This is a genomic window from Halomonas marinisediminis (genome assembly GCF_004347715.1).
In the GTDB taxonomy this organism is placed as follows: domain Bacteria; phylum Pseudomonadota; class Gammaproteobacteria; order Pseudomonadales; family Halomonadaceae; genus Halomonas; species Halomonas icarae.
The window spans coordinates 1-20,683 of the sequence record NZ_SLTR01000012.1 but is presented as its reverse complement, the minus strand read 5'-3'; the positions used below and the strand labels follow the sequence as shown (position 1 = coordinate 20,683).

The following is a 20,683-nucleotide window of genomic DNA, read 5'->3' as shown; positions in this document are numbered from 1 at the left end:
GCCCGTGACCAAGATCATCGCCCTGACCAACCAGAAAGGTGGCGTCGGCAAGACCACCACAGCGGTCAATCTCGCCGCCAGCCTGGCGGCCCTGGATCGCCGTGTGCTGCTGGTCGATCTTGACCCTCAGGGCCATGCGACCATGGGTAGTGGCATCGACAAGCATGACCTGGATGGTAGCGTGCTCGAGGTGCTGCTCGGTGAGCGTGATGCCACCGGGGTGATCCTCGACTGTCCCCAGGCGGGCTATGCCCTGCTGCCGGGCAACGGTGACCTGACCGCCGCCGAGGTCGCCTTGCTGGACCGAGAGGCGGGGCGCGAGCGCTGCCTGGAGAACGCTCTGTCGGCAGTGGCAGACGAGTATGACGTGGTGCTGATCGACTGTCCCCCGTCGCTCAACATGCTGACCGTCAATGGCCTGACCGCGGCCCATGGGGTGCTGATTCCGCTGCAGTGCGAGTTCTATGCCCTGGAGGGGCTCTCCGCGCTGCTCGACACCGTGGAGCAGATCAAGGACAGCGTGAACCCCGGGCTCGAGATCTTCGGCATCCTGCGTACCATGTTCGATGCCCGTAACAGCCTGACCCGCGACATCACCAAGCAGCTGCGCGACTACTTCGGCGAGACCCTGCTCAAGGCCACCATTCCCCGCAATGTGCGGGTCGCCGAAGCGCCCAGTCATGGCCTGCCGGTGACCAAGTATGCGCGCTTCTCGCGGGGGAGCCAGGCCCACCGGGTGCTGGCCAAGGAACTGATTCGGCGCCTGTCGCTGTAACTCCTGTTGTGCAACATCAGTGATGAGGGAAAGTCGATGACGCGTAAACGCGCCCTGGGACGCGGCCTGGATGCCCTGATTGGTGGTAATGCCCGCCGCCGCGAGAGCCTCGATCTGCCCGAGGTGGAACTCGATGACGGTGAGGTGTCGAGCAATCCTGCCACCGAGCCGGAGCCGGCCGAGCGCCTCGAGCGTCTGCCGCTAGGCCAGCTTTCCCGCGGCAAGTATCAGCCACGCCGCGATATTCAGCCCGAGGCGCTGGAGGAGCTGGCCGACTCGATTCGAGCCCAGGGCGTAATGCAGCCCATCGTGGTGCGCCCGGTGGCCAAGGATCGTTACGAGATCATCGCTGGGGAGCGCCGCTGGCGTGCCGCCCAGCTGGCCGAACTCGATGTCATTCCCGCGGTGATACGCGAGGTAAGCGATGAGGTCGCGCTGGCCCTGGCGCTGATCGAGAACATCCAGCGCGAGAACCTCAACCCGGTCGAGGAGGCGCTGGCGCTCAAGCGGCTGCTGGAGGAGTTCGAGCTTACCCAGCAGCAGGTGGCCGACGCGGTGGGCAAGTCCCGCACCCAGGTCACCAACCTGCTGCGGCTGCTGGCCCTCGCCCCCGAGGTGCAGACCCTGCTGGAGCGAGGCGATCTTGATATGGGCCATGCACGTGCCCTGCTGGTCCTGCCTGCTGCCAAGCAGCGCAAGGCTGCCCACGAGGTGGTCAATCAGGATCTGACCGTGCGCGCGACCGAGGCACTGGTGAAGCGGCTTGCCGAGGGGCAGCCCGGCAAGGCCGAGCCGCCCCCCCCCAGCCCCGATGTCACCCGGCTGGAGACACGACTGGGCGAGCTCCTGGGAGCCCCGGTGAAGATTCAGCATGGGCGCGGCGGCAAGGGCCGAGTGACCATCCGCTACTCGAGCCTCGATGAACTGGACGGGATTCTGGAGCACATCCGGTAATCGAGTCGGCATGATATGCCTCATGTTGTCGACAATTTCTGCGCCTTTGGTCGGAATGTGGCCGGAAAACACGCGAAAAGCCTGCCGCTCCAGTTGAAGCCCCGAAGGGGGTTCCCTATAATCCGCGGTGATTTTGGCCTTGTGCCAGGCTCGACCCAAGGATCCGGCGAGAAAACGATGAGATATCCCGTGACTCGCCGGCACAATCTGGGCTGGCGTCTACTGCGACTCGAAGCCCTGGTGATGTTCGCCCTGGTCGCCGCATTGACCCTGCTGGGAGGCGTCGAGGTGGGGGTGTCGGCCCTCTCGGGGGCGCTGGTCGGCCTGCTGCCCCAGGTGTTCTTCGTCTGGCGAAGCAGTCTGGCGCGAGGCGGGAGACAGGCACATCGGTTCGTGATGAACCTTTACCGTGCGGAAGCGGGCAAGTTCGGTTTGACGGTGGCACTGCTGGCAATGGTCTTCGTGGCAGTGCCCCCCTCAAACCCTATTTCTTTCTTCAGCGCATACGTGGCGACCCATCTCATGCCCTGGCTGGCAGCATGGCTTAGGCGCGAGCGGTCGACCCCTTAACCGAGGTGATCTTCGCATGGCAGCAGGCAGTGATAACACGGCGGCTAACTATATACAGCACCACCTCCAGAACCTGACCTTCGGCCACCACCCCGAAAATGGTTGGTCCCTGGCACACAGTGCCGAGGAGGCCAGCGAGATGGGGTTCTGGGCCATTCACCTGGATACCATGGGCTGGTCCATCGCCATGGGGGTGCTGTTCATCTGGCTGTTCCGCAAGGCCGGCAAGGCCGCGACGACCGGCGTTCCCGGGCCGCTGCAGAACCTGGTGGAAGTGGTCTTCGAGTTTATCGAACTCACCGTGCGTGGCGCCTTCCACGGCCGCAACCCGGTGATCGCGCCCCTGGCACTGACGCTGTTCGTCTGGATCTTCCTGATGAACGCCCTCAAGCTGGTCCCGATCGACTTCGCGCCCGGAGTGTTCGCCCGCCTCGGCATCGATTACATGAAGCTCGTGCCGACCACCGACCCCAATGCCACTCTGGGCATGGCCATCGGTGTCTTCGCCCTGATCATCTTCTACAGCATCAAGGTCAAGGGAGCTGGCGGCTTCGCCAAGGAGCTGTCGCTGACCCCCTTCAATCACTGGTCATTGATTCCCTTCAACCTGGTGATGGAAATCATCGGTCTACTGGTCAAGCCGCTGAGCCTTGGCTTGCGTCTGTTCGGTAACATGTTTGCCGGTGAGGTGATCTTCATCCTGATCGCGTTGCTGCCCTTCTGGGTGTCCTGGACCCTGAGTGTGCCCTGGGCCATCTTCCATATCCTGATCATCACTCTGCAGGCCTTTATCTTTACCGTGCTGACTGTCGTCTATCTGAGCCAGGCACACGAGCACCACTGACGTCGAACCCCTTGCAACACCCTTAACCTTCAACCCTAAACCCTTAACCCTAAACTACTCTCAATCAGGAGCATTACCATGGAACTCGTCTATATCGCTGCCTCCCTCATGATCGGCCTGGGCGCTCTGGGTACTGGCATCGGCTTCGCCATCCTGGGCGGCAAGCTGCTCGAGTCTACCGCTCGTCAGCCGGAGCTGGGCGACCAGCTGCAGACCAAAACCTTCCTGATGGCGGGCCTGCTCGACGCCGTGCCGATGATCGGCGTGGGTATCGCGATGTATCTGATCTTCGTCGTTGCCGGTTAATGCATGACAGCACCGAGCGCTGCGCGCTCGGTTTGCTTGTTTCCGGACAACACGAACCTGTCAGAGGTACCGCCCCGTGAATATCAACATGACGCTGATCGGGCAGACGATCGCCTTCGCGATCTTTGTCTGGTTCTGCATAAAGTACGTGTGGCCACCGATCAGCAATGCGCTTCATGAGCGCCAGAAGAAGATTGCTGACGGCCTGGATGCGGCCAGTCGTGCGTCGCGCGACCTGGAACTCGCCCAGGAGCGCGCCGAGCAGACGCTGCGCGAAAGCAAGGAACAGGCTTCACAGATTCTCGAACAGGCCAACAAGCGCTCTTCCCAGATGGTCGAGGAAGCTCGCGAGCAGGCCCGCGTCGAGGGGGAGCGCATAATCGCCTCCGCTCGTGCCGAGATCGAGCAGGAAGTCAATCGCGCCAAGGATGAGCTGCGTGCCCAGGTGTCCAGCCTGGCGGTCACCGGTGCCGAGCGTGTCCTGGAAGCCTCCATCGACGAAAAGGCCCATCGCAAGCTGCTCGACAAGCTTGCTGCCGAACTGTGAGGAGGTGATCCATGGCGGAACTGTCTACCGTCGCCAGGCCCTATGCCAAGGCGGCGTTCGAGTACGCACGCGATCACCAGACGCTGGATACCTGGTCCGACTGGCTGAGCAAGCTGGCCATGGTGGTGACGAGCCGTGAGGCGCTCAAGCTTCTCGCCAGCCCCAAGCTCGATGCAGAGCGCAAGGTGGCCCTGGTGGTCGAGCTGGCGGAGGTCGACCTCGATGAGGCGGCTGGCCGCTTCCTCAACACTCTGGGTGAGAAGGGACGCCTGCCGGCCCTGGCCGCTATCCGCGAACAGTTCGAGACGCTGCTCGCCGATCACGAGAAGCGCGTCGACGTCACCGTGGTGTCGGCCTACAAGCTCACCAAGGCCCAGCAGGACAAGCTCTCCGGCGCGCTCAAGAAGCGCCTGAATCGCGAAATCTCCATTACCACTCAGGTGGATCCCGAGCTTCTCGGTGGTGTCATCCTGCGTGCCGGCGATACCGTCATCGACGGGTCGGTGCGTGGTCGATTGAGCCGCCTTTCCGAAGCCCTTACCGCCTGAGTCTGAGGGACATGGCATGCAGCAACTGAATCCTTCCGAGATCAGCGACATCATCAAGCAGCGTATCGAAAAGCTGGATGTCGCATCCGAAGCCCGCAACCAGGGCACCATCGTCAGCGTTTCCGACGGCATCGTGAAAGTGCACGGCCTCGAAGACGCGATGTTCGGTGAAATGATCGAATTTCCCGGCAGCATCTACGGCATGGTGCTCAACCTCGAGCGTGACTCCGTGGGCGCCGTGGTGCTGGGCGACTACCTGCAGCTCGAAGAGGGCATGACCGCCCAGTGCACCGGGCGTATCCTCGAGGTGCCGGTAGGCCCCGAGCTGTGCGGGCGCGTGGTCGACGCCCTGGGCAATCCCATCGACGGCAAGGGCGAGCTCAACGCCAAGCTGACCGATGCGGTGGAGAAGGTCGCCCCCGGCGTCATCACTCGTCAGTCCGTTGACGAGCCGATCCAGACCGGCTTCAAGTCCATTGACGCCATGGTGCCGATCGGCCGCGGCCAGCGTGAGCTGATCATCGGTGACCGCCAGATCGGCAAGTCGGCGATCGCCATCGACGCCATCATCAACCAGAAAGGCACCGGGGTCACCTGTGTCTACGTGGCCATCGGTCAGAAGCAGTCGACCATCGCCAACGTGGTGCGCAAGCTCGAAGAGCATGGCGCCATGGAGCACACCATTGTGGTCGCCGCCGGCGCCGCCGATCCGGCCCCGATGCAGTTCCTCGCGGCCTACTCCGGTTGCACCATGGGCGAGTACTTCCGCGATCGCGGTGAAGACGCCCTGATCGTCTACGACGACCTCTCCAAGCAGGCCGTGGCCTATCGCCAGGTCTCCCTGCTGCTGCGTCGTCCGCCGGGCCGTGAAGCCTATCCCGGTGACGTCTTCTACCTCCACTCCCGCCTGCTCGAGCGTGCGGCACGCGTGAACGCCGACTATGTCGAGAAGTTCACCAACGGTGAGGTGAAGGGCAAGACCGGCTCGCTGACGGCGCTGCCGATCATCGAGACCCAGGGTGGTGACGTCTCGGCCTTCGTTCCGACCAACGTGATCTCGATCACCGACGGTCAGATCTTCCTCGAGACCGACCTGTTCAACTCGGGCATTCGCCCGGCCATCAACGCCGGCCTCTCGGTCTCCCGTGTCGGTGGCTCCGCCCAGACCAAGATCATCAAGAAGCTCGGCGGCAGCGTGCGTTTGGCTCTGGCCCAGTACCGTGAGCTGGCGGCCTTCGCCCAGTTCGCTTCCGATCTGGACGAGGCGACCCGCAAGCAGCTGGAGCACGGTCAGCGTGTCACCGAGCTGATGAAGCAGAACCAGTACTCGCCGATGTCCGTGGCCGAGATGGCGCTCTCCCTGTATGCCGCCAACGAGGGCCATCTGGAGGAGGTCGAAGTCAACAAGGTGCTGGACTTCGAGCGTGCCCTGCGCGACTTCATGAAGGCCGAATACGCCGAACTGCTCGACAAGATCAACCAGACCGGCGACTACAACAGCGAGATCCAGGACGGACTGAAAGAGGGTCTCGAGAAGTTCAAGGCCACTCAGAGCTGGTAACCCCGTTGGCCCATCCCGTCCGCGGGGTGGGCCCTGGAGCTTACTGAGTGCCACGAACGGAGTAGATCGCTATGGCAGCTGCAAAAGAGATACGCACCCAGATCGGGAGCATCAAGAACACGCAGAAGATCACCAGCGCCATGGAAATGGTCGCGGCGTCGAAGATGCGCAAGGCTCAGGACCTGATGAAGTCCAGCCAGCCCTATGCGCGTCAGATACGCAACGTGGTCGCGCATGTCGCCGATGCCAACCCCGAATACCGCCACCCCTGGATGGTCGAACGTGAAGTTGAGCGCGTCGGTTACATCGTGGTGTCCACCGACCGCGGCCTGTGTGGCGGCTTGAATATCAACCTGTTCAAGGCCGTGACCAAGGACGCCAAGGCGTGGCATGACCAGGGGGCCGAGCTGGATTTCTGTGCCCTGGGCAGCAAGGCAGGCAGTTTCTTCAGAAGCTACGGGGGCAACCTCGTTGCGGCGAAGAGCGGCCTGGGTGAAGCGCCCGAGGTCGAGGATCTGATCGGCAGTGTCAAGGTGATGCTGGATGCCTATGACGAGGGTCGGCTGGACCGCCTGTGCGTGGTGTACAACGAGTTCGTCAACACCATGACCCAGAAGCCGGTGGTCCGTCAGCTGTTGCCCCTGTCACCCGATATGGGGTCGGATTCTAACGACGAAGAAGACAAGCGTCCCGGTAGCTGGGACTACCTGTATGAGCCGGATGCCAAGGCGCTGCTGGATAGCCTGCTGGTGCGATTCGTCGAGTCGCAGGTCTACCAGGCGGTGGTCGAGAACGGAGCCTGTGAGCAGGCCGCCCGAATGATCGCCATGAAGAGTGCCACCGATAACGCGGGCAATCTGATCGACGACCTGGAGCTGGTGTACAACAAGGCCCGTCAGGCGGCCATTACCCAGGAAATCTCCGAGATCGTCGGTGGTGCCGCGGCCGTATAAGCGCCAGGGAGGCCATGGCCCTCCCGGCATGCAGGTTTCATTTTCAGGTATTTGAGAGGAACCAAGATGAGCGGACGTATCGTACAAATCATCGGCGCGGTGATTGACGTAGAGTTTCCGCGGGACAATGTTCCCAAGGTCTACGACGCGCTGAAGGTCTCGAATGTCGAGACCGTGCTCGAGACCCAGCAGCAGCTGGGTGATGGCGTGGTGCGTACCATCGCCATGGGCTCCACCGAGGGGCTCAAGCGGGGCATGGACGTCACCAACACCGGCGCGGCCATCTCCGTGCCGGTGGGCAAGGAGACGCTGGGTCGCATCATGAACGTGCTCGGCGAGCCCATCGACGAGGCGGGCGAGATCGGTGAGCAGGAGCGCATGCCGATTCACCGCAGTGCACCGGGCTACGCCGATCAGGCGGCTTCCAACGAGCTGCTCGAGACCGGCATCAAGGTCATCGACCTGGTCTGCCCGTTCGCCAAGGGCGGCAAGGTCGGCCTGTTCGGCGGCGCCGGTGTGGGCAAGACCGTCAACATGATGGAGTTGATCCGCAACATCGCTACCGAGCACAGCGGTTACTCGGTCTTTGCCGGTGTCGGTGAGCGTACCCGTGAGGGTAACGACTTCTATCACGAGATGACCGAGTCCAACGTTATCGACAAGGTATCGCTGGTCTACGGTCAGATGAACGAGCCGCCCGGGAACCGCCTGCGTGTGGCCCTGACCGGCCTGACCATCGCCGAGAAGTTCCGCGATGAAGGTCGTGACGTGCTGCTGTTCGTCGATAACATCTACCGCTATACCCTGGCCGGTACCGAGGTTTCCGCTCTGCTGGGCCGAATGCCCTCCGCGGTGGGTTACCAGCCGACCCTGGCCGAGGAGATGGGTGTGCTCCAGGAGCGCATCACCTCCACCAAGACCGGCTCGATCACCTCCGTGCAGGCCGTCTACGTGCCCGCGGATGACCTGACCGACCCGTCTCCGGCGACCACCTTCTCGCACCTGGACGCCACCGTGGTACTGGCGCGTTCGATCGCCGAGCTGGGTATCTACCCGGCCATCGACCCGCTGGACTCCACCTCCCGTCAGCTCGACCCGCTGGTGGTTGGCGAGGAGCACTACGGCGTCGCCCGTGGCGTGCAGAACGTGCTGCAGCGCTACAAGGAGCTCAAGGATATCATCGCGATCCTGGGCATGGACGAGCTCTCCGACGAGGACAAGTTGGCCGTGTCTCGCGCGCGTAAGATCCAGCGCTTCCTGTCTCAGCCGTTCTTCGTCGCCGAGGTGTTCACCGGTTCGCCCGGCAAGTACGTGTCCCTCAAGGACACCATCCGCGGTTTCCAGGGCATCCTCGACGGCGAGTACGACGAGCTGCCGGAGCAGGCCTTCTATATGGTCGGCACCATCGACGAGGCCGTCGAGAAAGCCAACCAGATGAAGTAATCCCGTCTACCTGGGAGACGTCGTCATGACGAAAAGCTTCAAGTGCGAGATCGTCAGCGCCGAGGAAGGGATCTTCTCCGGCCAGATCGAGCGGATCATCGCCAACGGTCGCATGGGCGAACTGGGCATCCTGCCCGGTCACGCCCCACTGCTGACCGAGCTCAAGCCGGGACCGGTGCGCGTGCTTCATGATGGCGGTCAGGAAGAGAATTACTATGTATCGGGAGGCTTCCTGGAAGTCCAGCCGGACGTGGTGACCATCCTGGCCGATTCGGCCACCCGTGCCCATGACCTCGATGAAGCAGCGGCGGAAGAGGCTCGACAGCAGGCGCTGAAGAACCTCAACGACAAGTCCGCCGAGCTGGATTATACCCGCGCATCGGCAGAACTGGCCGAAGCCGTGGCCCAGCTGCGCACGATCCAGCAGCTACGCAAGAAGGCCGGCAAGGGCTGATCTTGGCCCCAGCGTGAGTCTTGCGCCCCCGGCTCGACATTAGCGTCGAGTCGGGGGCGTTCTTGTCTCTATCACCCCGGTGTCCGGACTCTGGGCGCCGAGGAGTAAGCCATGTCTCTCACTGACAACCTCAACACTCAACGGATCACGCTCTGTCAGGCGCTTGCCGAGGAGGAGGGGGCGCGCATCGATGCGCTGCTGTCCGAGCTACGCTCGGCGGATATCGCCGAAATTTTCGGGGCCATCCTGGCGGATGATGAGGGTTCCTCACGTACCCTTGCCTTGATGGAACATCTGCCTCTGGAGCGGCGCGCCAGCGTGCTCGGACATCTGCCCGATAACACTCAGCGGACCCTCGCCGAAGCGCTAGGCGATGAGGATCTGCTGATGATCCTCGAGGAGATGGGCTCCGACGAGCGTGCCGATCTCTTCAACCTGCTCGATGAGGATTATCGCCAAAGGCTGTTGCGGCGGATGGCACGCCGCGAGCGCCAGGAGCTCAAGCGTCTGGCCAGCTATGAGGAGGGCACCGCCGGGGCGATCATGACCACCGACTACGTGGCCATTCCCAGCGGCATGACGGTCTCCCAGGCGATGATGCGGGTCCGCCAGACCGCGCCCGATGCCGAGACGGTCTATCAGCTCTATATCGTCGATAGCCATGGGCGACTGGCCGGCACCCTGTCGTTGCGTCAGCTGATGGTGGCGCCACCTGGAGGCCAGATCGACTCGCTGATGATCCGCGACGTTATCCATGCGCCGGTCGACGAGGTCCAGGAGGAGGTGGCGCGTATCGTTGCCCGCTACGACCTGCTGGCGCTGCCGGTGGTGGATGGCGATGCGCGACTGGTAGGTATCGTCACCCATGACGATGCCCTGGACGTGGTCGAGTCCGAGGCTACCGAGGATATCCACAAGGGGATGTCGATCGGCACCCTGGAGGATGGCGTCAGCCGGGTACCGTTATGGAGCCTGTATCGCAAGCGCGTTACCTGGCTGGTGTTGCTGGTATTCGCCAACCTCTTCTCTGGAGCGGGGATCGCCTACTTCGAGGAGACCATCGCCGCTCAGGTGGCGCTGGTGTTCTTCCTGCCGCTGTTGATCGGTAGTGGTGGCAACGCCGGCGCCCAGGCTGCCACCCTGATGGTGCGCGGCATGGCTACCGGTGAGGTGGGCATCAAGGACTGGGGCAAGCTGATGGGGCGTGAGATGCTGGTGGCGGGCTCGCTAGGGCTGACCATGGCCCTGGCAGTGGCACCCATTGGGATCATGCGTGGTGGTGAGGCACTGGCTCTGGTGGTGGCCATGAGCATGGTTACCATCGTGCTGTTTGGCAGCCTGCTGGGCATGTGCCTGCCCTTCCTGCTCGACCATCTGGGTTGGGATCCGGCCACCGCCTCGGCACCTCTGGTGACCACGCTGATCGATGCCTCCGGTGTGCTGATCTACTTCGGTATCGCCACGACGATCCTCGGCACATGAGCCCTGACCCGATGGCAAGCGGGGCGGACAGTTCGGCCATGCGAGTGTATCCTTTGCACGGCATGGCGCCCTTGGGCGCGGGCTACATCTAACAGGAAATTACCATGGATTGGCTTCAGGTCGTCGTACTCGCGATCGTACAGGGACTCACCGAATTTCTGCCGGTCTCCAGCTCCGCTCACTTGATCCTGGTACCCGTCCTCACTGACTGGGGTGATCAGGGGCTGGCCTTCGATGTGGCGCTGCATATCGGCAGCCTGGCGGCGGTGGTGTTCTACTTTCGTCAGGAACTCGTGAAGATGACGTTGAGCTGGTCGGGTTCGCTGGTGGGGCGCGGCATGGATGCCGATGCCCGCCTGGCCTGGTGGGTGGTGCTGGCGACGATACCCGTGGGGCTGGCAGGGCTGATCTTCCATGATGATATCGCGGAGCGGATGCGCTCGCCGCTGATCATCGCCTTCGGCCTGATTGCCTTCGGCCTGCTGTTGGCCTATGCGGATCTACGCCATCGTGGCCGTCGCGACGAGTATCAGCTGACCCTGCGCGATGCTCTGCTGATCGGTCTGGCCCAGGCGCTGGCGTTGATTCCCGGTACCTCGCGTTCGGGCATCACCATCACCGCAGCACTGTTGCTGGGCATGAATCGTGAGGCCGCGGCGCGCTTCTCGTTCCTGATGTCGATCCCGGTGATCGTGATGGCCGGCGGGATGGAAGTCTTGGCACTTGTCCGCGATGCCGCGGAGGTGGATTGGGTTACCCTGGTGGTGGGGGGGCTGCTCTCGGCTATCAGCGCCTATCTCTGCATCCACTACTTCCTGGCCTTTATCAAGCGCGTCGGCATGCAGCCCTTCGTGATCTACCGGCTGCTGCTCGGAGCCTGGCTGTTATGGCTATTCTGGTAACACCCCCTGTGAGGAGTCCAGCATGATTCGACATCTGCTGTTGATGCCCATGTTATTGCTGTTGCTTGCGCTGGCGGGCTGTTCCGAGCGCGACCGGCCGCTCGATTCGCCGGTACGCCTCGAGGGCGCCATCTTCGGCAGCTTCTACCAGGTGACCATCGTCGACCCCCTGACCCGCGGTGAGGCCAGCGCCCTGGAAGAGGGGATTCTCGCCGAACTCGAGGCGGTGGATGCCAGCATGTCGCTCTACCGCGATGACTCCGAACTGATGGCCTTCAACCAGGCACCGACCGGGAAGTGGCAGCCGCTCTCCGATGCGCTTTACGAGGTGCTGGCCATCGGCCGGACCGTGGCCGAGGAGAGTGGTGGCGCCTTCGACATGACCATCGGCGGGCTGGTCAACCTGTGGAGCTTCGGTGCCGAGGCTCGCCCCAAGGAGATCCCCGCCGACGCCGAGCTGGCCAGGCGCCTGGCACAGATCGGCACCGACGCGCTGGAGCTTGACGCCCAGCAGCGTGAGGCAAGGCGCACGCGCGAGGTGACCGTCGATCTGGGTGGGATCGCCAAGGGCCACGCCACCGATCGCGTAGCCGCCTTTCTCGACGCCGAGGGGGTCGAGCACTATCTGGTGAACCTCGGTGGTGACCTGCTTGCCAACGGCTACCGAGACGGCGAGAAGGAGCCCTGGCGCATCGGTATCGAGGCGCCTCTGGAAGATCGCCAGGAGGCGCAATATATGCTGCCGTTGCACGATGTCTCGGTGGCGACTTCCGGCGACTACCGCAACTACTTCGAGGAAGAGGGGCGGCGCTATTCCCACACCCTGGATCCACGCAACGGACGCCCGATCACCCATCGCCTGGCGTCGGTGAGCGTCTTTCACCCGTCCAACGCCTGGGCGGATGCCTGGGCCACGGCACTGACGGTGCTCGGCGAGGAGGCGGGCATGGCGCTGGCCCGTGAGCACCGGCTGAGTGCGCTGATGATATTACGCCAGGAGGAGGGCTGGACGAGCCGGGTCACTCCCGCCTTCGTCGAGCAGTTCGGCAAGGCGCGGGTCGAGGAGCTGGGTCTCGAGGTCGCGGACAGCGACGCCTCCCGGCAACATGAACAACAGGATCAGGAGTGAAGGATGACGCTTGATGTCGTGATACTGGCCGCCGGGCAGGGTACCCGGATGCGCTCGACCCTGCCCAAGGTGCTGCACCGTCTGGCCGGCAAGCCCATGGTACGCCACGTGATCGATACCGCCGCGGGACTCAACGCCGAGCGCACCCATGTGGTGGTGGGCCATGGCGCCGAGAAGGTGCGTGAGGCCCTGGCCGACTGTCGTGTGCACTTCGCCCTGCAGGCCGAACAGAAGGGTACCGGCCATGCCGTTGCCCAGGCGCTGGATGGGCTCGGCAATGGCAAGGTACTGGTGCTCTACGGTGATGTTCCCCTCATCCACCGCACGACCCTCGAACGACTGCTGGAGGGTGTCGACGACGATCACCTGGGTCTGCTCACCGTGACCCTCGATGATCCCAGCGGCTATGGACGCATCCTGCGCAATGCCGAGGGGCTGGCGGTCGCCATTGTCGAACACAAGGACGCCAGCGAAAGCGAGCGTGCGGTGCGAGAGTGCAATACCGGCATCATGGCGATGACCGCCAGCCAGCTGCGCCGCTGGCTGCCGCGACTCTCCGCCGACAATGCCCAGGGCGAGTACTACCTCACCGACATCATCGCCATGGCCGCCGCCGAGGGCGTCAGGGTAGTCACCGCTCAGCCGAGCGACCCGGTCGAGGTGGAGGGCGTCAACAATCGCCTGCAGATGGCGCGTCTCGAGCGGGCCCATCAGCAGGCCATCGCCGAAAGACTGATGACCGAGGGTGTGGCGCTCGCCGACCCGTCGCGTCTCGACGTGCGTGGCACCCTGCGCTGTGGTCATGACGTGGAAATCGACGTCGGCTGTGTCTTCGAGGGCGAGGTGGAACTGGGCGAGGGCGTTCGCATCGGGCCCCACTGCGTGATTCGCGACAGCCATATCGGTGCCGAGAGCGTGATCGAGCCTCATAGCGTCATCGAAGGGACGGTGATTGCCGGACACGCCACCATCGGCCCCTTCGCGCGCCTGCGGCCCGGCTCGCGCCTGGCGGTAGGGGCCAAGATCGGAAACTTCGTCGAGACCAAAAACGTCGAGGTGGGTGAGGGCAGCAAGATCAACCATCTGAGCTATGTGGGCGATGCCCGATTGGGGCGCGGTGTCAACGTCGGTGCGGGCACCATCACCTGCAACTATGATGGTGCCAACAAGCACCATACCGAGATCGATGACGAGGCCTTCATCGGCTCCAACAGTGCCCTGGTAGCGCCGGTAAGCATCGGGCGGGGTGCCACCGTGGGGGCCGGCTCCACCGTGGCCAAGGATGTGCCCGATAACTCCCTGGCGGTAACGCGTGCCCGCCAGATAACCAAGGCGGACTGGCCCCGGCCCCGCAAGCAGGATGACTAAGGAGAGAGAGCGATGTGTGGAATCGTCGGAGCCGTTGCCGAGCGTAACGTGGAAGGGATTCTTCTGGAGGGCCTCAAGCGCCTGGAATATCGTGGCTATGACTCTGCGGGCATGGCGGTGCTTGACCCCGACGGCAGACTGCAGCGGTGCCGGGCGATGGGCAAGGTGGCGGCCCTGGAGGAGCGTCTGCACGCTGAGCCGTTGGCCGGTCGCAGCGGGATCGCCCATACTCGCTGGGCGACCCATGGTCGACCCAGCGAGGTGAATGCCCACCCCCACCAGTCCGGCGAGCGCCTGGCGGTGGTGCACAATGGCATCATCGAGAACCACGAAGCCTTGCGTCGTGAGCTCGAGGCCGAGGGCTACCACTTCACTTCCGAGACCGACACCGAGGTGGTGGCGCATCTGCTGGAGCGCGAGAGCCGCCAGGCGGGTGATCTCCTCACCGCGGTACGCGGCATTCTCGCTCGACTGGATGGGGCCTATGCGCTGGGAGTGATCCACGCCGATGAACCCGGCGTGATCATCGGGGCCCGCAAGGGCAGCCCACTGGTGGTTGGAGTGGGCATCGGCGAGGCCTTCCTCGGCTCCGATCCGCTGGCCCTGCTGCAGGTTACCGACCGTTTCATCTACCTGGAGGAGGGGGATGTGGTTCGCCTCTCCGCCGGTGGCCGCATCGAGATCTTCGATGCCGACGGCGCGGCGGTGGAGAGTGAGGTAACAACCTTCGAGCATGGCGATGGCGCGGCCAGCAAGGGCGAGTACCGTCACTTCATGCTCAAGGAGATCCATGAGCAGACGGCGGTGATCGGCGCGACCCTGGAGGGGCGTCTCGGCGAACGTTCGGCGCTGGTGGAGAGTTTTGGTCCCGAGGCCGAGGCGCTCTTCGGGCAGGTCAGGCAGATCCATATCGTTGCCTGTGGCACCAGCTATCATGCGGGCATGGTGGCGCGCTACTGGCTGGAGCGCTATGCCGGCGTTCCGGTGCAGGTGGAGGTCGCCTCGGAGTATCGCTATCGCCGGGTCGTGGTTCCCGAAGGGACCCTGTTCGTGACTCTGTCCCAGTCCGGGGAGACCGCCGATACCCTGGCGGCGCTGCGCTTCGCCAAGGCGGGCGATTATCTGGCCAGCCTGGCGATCTGCAACGTGCCGGGCAGCTCCCTGGTGCGCGAGTCGGATCTTTCCCTGATGACCCATGCCGGGCCCGAGATCGGCGTGGCTTCCACCAAGGCCTTCACGACGCAGCTTACCGCCCTGCTGTTGCTGACGCTGGCGCTGGGGCGCGTCAAGGGCCTCGACGAGGCCGTGCAGGCCGAGGTGGTCGCGGCGCTGCGCGGCTTGCCGCGGCTGGTGGAGCGTGTGCTGGCGCTGGACCCGGCCATCGAGGCGCTCTCCATGGCCTTCGCCGAGAAGCAGCATGCCCTCTTCCTGGGGCGTGGGGCTCACTTCCCGATCGCCCTGGAGGGCGCGCTCAAGCTCAAGGAAATCTCCTATATCCACGCCGAGGCCTACCCGGCGGGCGAGCTCAAGCATGGACCGCTGGCACTGGTCGACAGCGACATGCCGGTGATCTCCGTGGCGCCCAACGATGAGCTGCTCGACAAGCTCAAGTCCAACCTGCAGGAGGTGCGCGCGCGCGGCGGTGAGCTGTTCGTGTTTGCCGACGAGGGGGTGGGACTCGAGGCCTCCGAGGGTATTCGAGTGCTGCGCCTGCCCCGGGTGCATGAAGCGCTGGCGCCGATCGTCTATACCTTGCCGCTGCAGCTGCTCAGCTACCATGTGGCGGTGCTCAAGGGCACCGATGTGGATCAGCCGCGTAACCTGGCCAAGAGCGTGACGGTGGAGTGACGGCCCCACGTGCCGAACCGCCGCTGTGGGATGAAAATAAAGTACCATCCCTTAAAATAAAGTATCATCCTTGAAAATAAAGTTTCATTCTAAGCCAGTGTCCGCTATGTTGAGCTCAACAACCTAAGACACTGGCTTTTTTATGGCTGGAACATTCAAGGGGCTCAATCAGGCGCAAATCGACAAGCGACTGAAGGAGGGGCGCGGCCAAGGGCACGGCTCCGACTACAAGCCGTTCATCTACACCCGAGACGTGTCCTCGTTGGGGCGCTCCCATCGCCTGTTCGGCAGCAAGTGCCAGCGAATGCACCATCTCTTGTCCGATCTCGAGCTTGCGGTCTTCCTGTCGTTGGACTGGTCGCCCAAGGTCGTCGACGTACGAGAACAGTTTCCCTTGCGGGTTGAGGACACGGTCCGGATCGCCGAAGAAGCCGGCCTTCCTCATGCAAGGTTCAAGGGCACTCCACAGGTGCTCAGCAGCGACTTCCTGGTCGATTTTGATGATTCCGCCAGGCCGGCTATGGCCATCCAGGCCAAGTACAGCAGCGATCTCGAGAAGTCGGAGGTCGTCGAGAGGCTGGAACTCGAGAGGCGGTACTGGGCTGAGAAGGGAGTCCCTTGGACCATCGTCACTGAGAGGGAAGTCTCCAAGACGGCATTCTCTAACATCCAATGGCTCTACCCGGTCCAATCTGACAACGAGCTCTCCCTGGACGAACTCGATCACTACCAAAAGTTGTATCTACACGAGTTCCAGCGCGATCCCGACCGGCCGCTTACGACCATCGCCCAAGGTCTGGATATGGCCTACGGGCTGGAACCTGGCCAAGCGCTCTATTGGCTCCGCCAGTTGTTGGCGCAGCACTATTTTCTTTTCGATATCAATAAGCCGTATCGGACGCTCAAGGCGGCTGATCTTGCCGGAACTCCCCAAAGCCAACGGCAGGAGGTACTCCGTGCTTCCCGTTAACCAGGTTTTTCGAATTGATGAACATCGTAGGCGCCTGCTCTGGTGTGATGCGGAGCTGGCTATCTGGATCGACATCGATTCGACCACTGCGTTACCAGCTTCGATTCCAGTCACCGATTTGGAACGGTTGCTCATGGATGGGGCCATTCAGCGAATAGATGATCCCTTTTTGGACAGAACGTTACGGGAAGTAGAAGAAGGCTCCGTTGACCGACAGAAGCGCGACGCCGCCTGGGCCATGATTACCGAGGCGGTGCTGGATACCCGACTGTTCGAGCGCCAGTCCAGGGGGCGAATCGTCACGGCCATCATGCAGCGCCACGGGGTCACCAAGCAGACGGTATACAGGCTCTTGAGGCGTTACTGGCAGCGCGGCATGTGCAAGAACGCCTTGTTGCCGGATTACATCAATTCCGGGGGGCGAGGGAAGCGCCGTAAACCGGGCCACGTCAAACTGGGGAGACCGCGTATCGTCCGGGATGGCCGGGGAAGCAACATCACTCCCGACATTGAACGTATCTTCCGACGTGTTATCGAGGAGCGGCTGCTCAAGGAAAAGCATCCGTCGGTTACCGATGCCTATGCCGCCGGTTTGAACCTGATCGGCGCCATTCGGCCCGACCTCCCGGCGAAGGAATTACCCACGCTGGAGCAATTCCGCTATTTCTACAGGCGCGAATATCACTTTGTCGACACATTAGCGCGCCGCACTTCCGCCGTCGACTTCGCCAAGGACGTTCGTCCCCTGACGAGTACCTCGACGACCGAGACCCTGGGGCCAGGACATCGATATCAAATAGATGCCACCATAGCCGACATTTACCTGGTGTCCGAGCATGATCGCAGCCTGATCGTCGGCCGACCCGTCGTGTACATGGTGGTTGACGTGTTCAGCCGCATGGTGACCGGCATGTACGTCGGTTTCGAGGGGCCATCCTGGGTCAGCGCCATGGTGGCCCTGGCTAACACCGTGTTGGACAAGGTGGAATACTGTCGTCAGTACGGCTTGGACATCGATGCCGATGATTGGCCGGTGCAGGGCTTACCTGACGTGGTGCTGGCCGATAAAGGTGAACTGAACGGCACCAAGGTCGAGGCATTTTCCCAAGCATTCGGTGTGCGTATAGAAAATGCGTCAGCCCGGCGCGGGGATGCCAAGGGCATAGTAGAGCGCTATTTCAGGACGGCTCAGGATCGTTTTAAACCTTACGTCAGCGGTGTGGTGGAAGGAACCACCAGCCGCAAACGTGGCGGGCGTGACTACAGGCTAGACGCCAGCCTTACACTGGCCGAGTTCACCAAGAATATCATCGCCGGCGTCCTTTGGCACAACAACTTCCATACCATGAGCAAGTACGACAGGACCGTCGGCGTGCCTGCCAGTCTACCGGCCATACCTGTGAAACTATGGAACTGGGGGCTGGCTAATCTGACCGGGCGGTTGCGCGCAGCACCAGAGAACTTGGTCCGCATCAATTTGCTGCCCCACGAACAAGCCACCGTATCGGAGCTCGGTATCAGGATCTTCGGCTGCTTCTACACGTGCCAGGAGGCGCTGAAGGAGGGTTGGTTCCACCGGGGACAGGGCCGCAGGCCGCAGAAGATATTGGTGGCCTATGATCCACGCAGTGCCGATCATATCTACATCCGGCCATCCAGCAATCTCAAGGAATACTGGGTTTGCGACCTTGCCGATCGCAGTCGGCGTTTCAAGGGCATGACCTTCTGGGATGTTTGGCTGTTGTCCAAGGCTGAGCGTAGAAGCGATGCCAACGCCGCCATGGAGGCGATGAAGGAAAAAGGCAAACTGCTGGAGACCATCGAGTCCATTGCTGACGAGGCTGAAGAGAGCAGCCCCGTCCGCTCTGGTATCGTCAGGCAGGATCTGGGCGCACAGGTGAGGAAGAATAAACAGGAAGAGAAGCAGGCTGAGCGTCGTACCACCGCCTTCAGGCCCGCCAAGACGAAGCGGCAGACTCCGGCCGAAGTCGTTCGCATTCGTGGCGAGAGTGAAGACGACCACGCCTATCCTGACATGACGGATCTACTATTTGGGGAGGATGGCGATGAGTGAGCCCATAACTCACGGCCAGATCCCCGAAGCGAGTTACCAGGATCCCGGTCTCGAGGAATACCGGGACAACCCCTTGATCTGCGCCCTTCCCCCAGTGATGCCGTTAGAGCAGGTGGTATCAGGGTTGCAGCTCAAACCTCGCTATGACGAGCAGGAACTCAACTTGGACGGAAGGCTGAGGGTTCACGCCATCGCCAGGCTTCTTCACTCCTTTTTCCAACCTTTGGGTCACCACCTACAACTGGAAGCCAAGATCTCCTTGCTGATTCGGCAAGGCTACTTGGGCCGAAACCCGGCCAACGGTTCCTTGTACGCGCACCTACAGAACGGTTTCCAAAGGGTGATGACGGAGGACCTGGAGGCGCGGGCTTTCGATGGCGTCGTATCCACGGCTAACAGCCTGTCTCTGTTCGGATGCTCGGGGTGCGGCAAGAGCCGGACACTCGAGCGTATCCTCGGCATGTATCCACAGGCGGTCTATCATCCTGAGCACGGTGTCACCCAGTTAACCTATCTCAAAGTTGACTGCCCCATTGACGGAGACCTGGACGAACTCTGCCTGAGCTTCTTCAACCAGGTCGATAAGGTACTGCTTACCGACTACAGTCGCAGCCACGGACGCAAGAGGCTCGGTACCAAGCGACTGTTGGCAAGTATGTGCCAAGTGGCCAACCTGCATGCCCTCGGCGTTCTTATCATCGACGAAGTACAGAACCTCAACGAAGCAAGATCCGGTGGGGCAGAGAAGATGCATAATTTCTTTGTTTCCCTGGTGAACACCATCGGGGTGCCGGTGATTCAGGTAGGCACCCATAGAGCCAGGAAATTCTTTCAGCGGACTTTCCGGGCTGCACGGCGGGTATCCGGCATGGGCAGCCTCTTCTGGGATAGGCTGCCCAGGGACAAGCAATGGACCAAGCTGATGAAGCGCCTCTGGCAATACCAGTGGCTACGCAATGCTCGGCCCCTGGATGACGATCTCGAAACCACGATGTACGACCTCACTCAGGGCGTGATGGACATCGTCGTGAAGTTGTTTGTCTTAGCTCAGATCCGTGCTATCGCCACCGGTGCTGAGTGCATCACTTCGGCTCTGCTGCGCAAGGTATACGAGGACGAATTGAAGCCGGTGCATCCCATGCTGGCCGCCTTGAGGAGCAACCGACCGGAACTCATTGCCCAGTACGACGACCTGCAGATGCCGGGGATCGAAACCAGGATGCTTGCCATGGCGGCATCGGTGCCGGAAAAGTTGCCGGAAACCAAGGCAGCGTCAAGGGTGAATGATGATAAGGCCAAGCGTCTGCTTGACCTGCTGAATCAGATGGAGATCCCGGAAGACATCGCGGTACCGATGGCCGATGAGATTCTATCCAGTCACCCTGATCTGCCATTGGCCGCCTTGGTCCATAAGGTAACCGCCTATATGGCTGGGACGAAGACCGAGAAACCCAAGGCTAGCAGGGTGAAACGGGCCGAGTGGAAATCTCTACCCGAAGAGGATCTACGCCGGATCCATGTCTCTGGCCCAGAGAGCCAGGCCTACCGGCGGTTCAAGGAACAAGGGATGATGTTTGATCTTCGCAGCCTTTGGGGGGAGGCAGGCTAGATGTATTTCCCCATGCTGCATCAGGATGAATTACTCTACAGCGCCTTGGCTCGTTGCCGTGTCCATCTGGGCTTGGACAGCCAAAAGGAGTTGTTGAGGCAGTACTTTTCGGACCCTTGGGTGGCTGCTACCACGGATCTGCCAAACCACTTGGGGAAGCTGGTAATGAACGTTGGCAGGCCGTTGGGTCTGGACGCTGCACTATTGGTGCGTCGTCATACGCTATTCCCGCTATATGCACCTTTCATAACCCTAGAGCGCCGGAACCGTCTGGAGGCAGCTGTAGTGGTCAAGTATTTTTGGCCACTGAGTTTTGAGCATTCCAGTAGTTCTTTTCTGCCACATT

The 20,683-nt window shown here is 62.1% G+C and carries 20 protein-coding genes; all 20 read left to right on the top strand.

All coding sequences use genetic code 11. The features are described 5' to 3' along the window. The first annotated feature begins 4 nt into the window (after positions 1–4). Positions 5–775, top strand: coding sequence for a ParA family protein (locus E0702_RS09940; protein WP_132043372.1), 771 nt, complete (start codon positions 5–7; stop codon positions 773–775). 36 nt (positions 776–811) lie between these two features. Beyond that, on the top strand, positions 812–1,729 hold the full coding sequence (locus E0702_RS09935) for a ParB/RepB/Spo0J family partition protein (protein WP_132043370.1): 918 nt from the start codon (positions 812–814) through the stop codon (positions 1,727–1,729). Between the two features lie 177 nt (positions 1,730–1,906). Beyond that, positions 1,907–2,299 (top strand): ATP synthase subunit I, encoded by a 393-nt coding sequence (locus E0702_RS09930; RefSeq protein ID WP_132043368.1) that lies wholly within the window; start codon positions 1,907–1,909, stop codon positions 2,297–2,299. 16 nt (positions 2,300–2,315) lie between these two features. Next, positions 2,316–3,143 (top strand): F0F1 ATP synthase subunit A, encoded by an 828-nt coding sequence (atpB, locus tag E0702_RS09925; protein ID WP_132043366.1) that lies wholly within the window; start codon positions 2,316–2,318, stop codon positions 3,141–3,143. A 78-nt stretch (positions 3,144–3,221) separates the two neighbouring features. Beyond that, positions 3,222–3,449 carry a F0F1 ATP synthase subunit C gene (gene atpE, locus E0702_RS09920; protein WP_023006402.1) on the top strand — a complete coding sequence of 76 codons (228 nt, stop codon included), beginning with the start codon at positions 3,222–3,224 and terminating at the stop codon, positions 3,447–3,449. A gap of 76 nt (positions 3,450–3,525) precedes the next feature. After that, complete coding sequence (locus tag E0702_RS09915) at positions 3,526–3,996, top strand: F0F1 ATP synthase subunit B (protein WP_132043364.1); 471 nt, start codon at positions 3,526–3,528, stop codon at positions 3,994–3,996. Positions 3,997–4,007: 11 nt separating this feature from the next. Further along, complete coding sequence (locus E0702_RS09910; RefSeq protein ID WP_132043362.1) at positions 4,008–4,544, top strand: F0F1 ATP synthase subunit delta; 537 nt, start codon at positions 4,008–4,010, stop codon at positions 4,542–4,544. Between the two features lie 16 nt (positions 4,545–4,560). Further along, entirely contained in the window at positions 4,561–6,105 is a 1,545-nt protein-coding gene (atpA, locus tag E0702_RS09905) for a F0F1 ATP synthase subunit alpha (RefSeq protein ID WP_132043360.1), read from the top strand. A gap of 71 nt (positions 6,106–6,176) precedes the next feature. Beyond that, positions 6,177–7,058, top strand: a complete 882-nt coding sequence (atpG, locus tag E0702_RS09900) for a F0F1 ATP synthase subunit gamma (protein WP_132043358.1) — start codon at positions 6,177–6,179, stop codon at positions 7,056–7,058. A gap of 66 nt (positions 7,059–7,124) precedes the next feature. Beyond that, complete coding sequence (gene atpD / locus E0702_RS09895) at positions 7,125–8,501, top strand: F0F1 ATP synthase subunit beta (protein WP_132043356.1); 1,377 nt, start codon at positions 7,125–7,127, stop codon at positions 8,499–8,501. A 25-nt stretch (positions 8,502–8,526) separates the two neighbouring features. After that, positions 8,527–8,955 carry a F0F1 ATP synthase subunit epsilon gene (locus E0702_RS09890; protein WP_132043354.1) on the top strand — a complete coding sequence of 143 codons (429 nt, stop codon included), beginning with the start codon at positions 8,527–8,529 and terminating at the stop codon, positions 8,953–8,955. Positions 8,956–9,066: 111 nt separating this feature from the next. After that, positions 9,067–10,437, top strand: a complete 1,371-nt coding sequence (gene mgtE / locus E0702_RS09885; RefSeq protein ID WP_132043352.1) for a magnesium transporter — start codon at positions 9,067–9,069, stop codon at positions 10,435–10,437. A 104-nt stretch (positions 10,438–10,541) separates the two neighbouring features. Further along, positions 10,542–11,339 carry an undecaprenyl-diphosphate phosphatase gene (locus tag E0702_RS09880; RefSeq protein WP_132043350.1) on the top strand — a complete coding sequence of 266 codons (798 nt, stop codon included), beginning with the start codon at positions 10,542–10,544 and terminating at the stop codon, positions 11,337–11,339. 22 nt (positions 11,340–11,361) lie between these two features. Continuing rightward, positions 11,362–12,468: an FAD:protein FMN transferase gene (locus E0702_RS09875; RefSeq protein WP_132043348.1), complete on the top strand. Its 1,107-nt coding sequence runs from the start codon at positions 11,362–11,364 to the stop codon at positions 12,466–12,468. Positions 12,469–12,471: 3 nt separating this feature from the next. Further along, positions 12,472–13,836, top strand: a complete 1,365-nt coding sequence (glmU, locus tag E0702_RS09870; RefSeq protein ID WP_132043346.1) for a bifunctional UDP-N-acetylglucosamine diphosphorylase/glucosamine-1-phosphate N-acetyltransferase GlmU — start codon at positions 12,472–12,474, stop codon at positions 13,834–13,836. 12 nt (positions 13,837–13,848) lie between these two features. Continuing rightward, the gene (glmS, locus tag E0702_RS09865) at positions 13,849–15,684 is read left to right on the top strand and encodes a glutamine--fructose-6-phosphate transaminase (isomerizing) (RefSeq protein ID WP_132043344.1); all 1,836 of its coding nucleotides are present in this window, start codon (positions 13,849–13,851) and stop codon (positions 15,682–15,684) included. Positions 15,685–15,826: 142 nt separating this feature from the next. Further along, entirely contained in the window at positions 15,827–16,654 is an 828-nt protein-coding gene (locus tag E0702_RS09860) for a TnsA endonuclease C-terminal domain-containing protein (RefSeq protein ID WP_132043342.1), read from the top strand. Then, on the top strand, positions 16,641–18,728 hold the full coding sequence (locus E0702_RS09855; RefSeq protein WP_240721710.1) for a Mu transposase C-terminal domain-containing protein: 2,088 nt from the start codon (positions 16,641–16,643) through the stop codon (positions 18,726–18,728). The genes E0702_RS09860 and E0702_RS09855 overlap by 14 nt, the downstream gene beginning before the upstream one ends. Then, on the top strand, positions 18,721–20,337 hold the full coding sequence (locus E0702_RS09850) for an ATP-binding protein (RefSeq protein ID WP_132043340.1): 1,617 nt from the start codon (positions 18,721–18,723) through the stop codon (positions 20,335–20,337). The genes E0702_RS09855 and E0702_RS09850 overlap by 8 nt, the downstream gene beginning before the upstream one ends. After that, positions 20,338–20,683, top strand: a 346-nt coding sequence (locus tag E0702_RS19550) for a TniQ family protein (RefSeq protein ID WP_240721709.1), incomplete at its 3' end; no start/stop codon positions are given. It lies immediately after the preceding gene.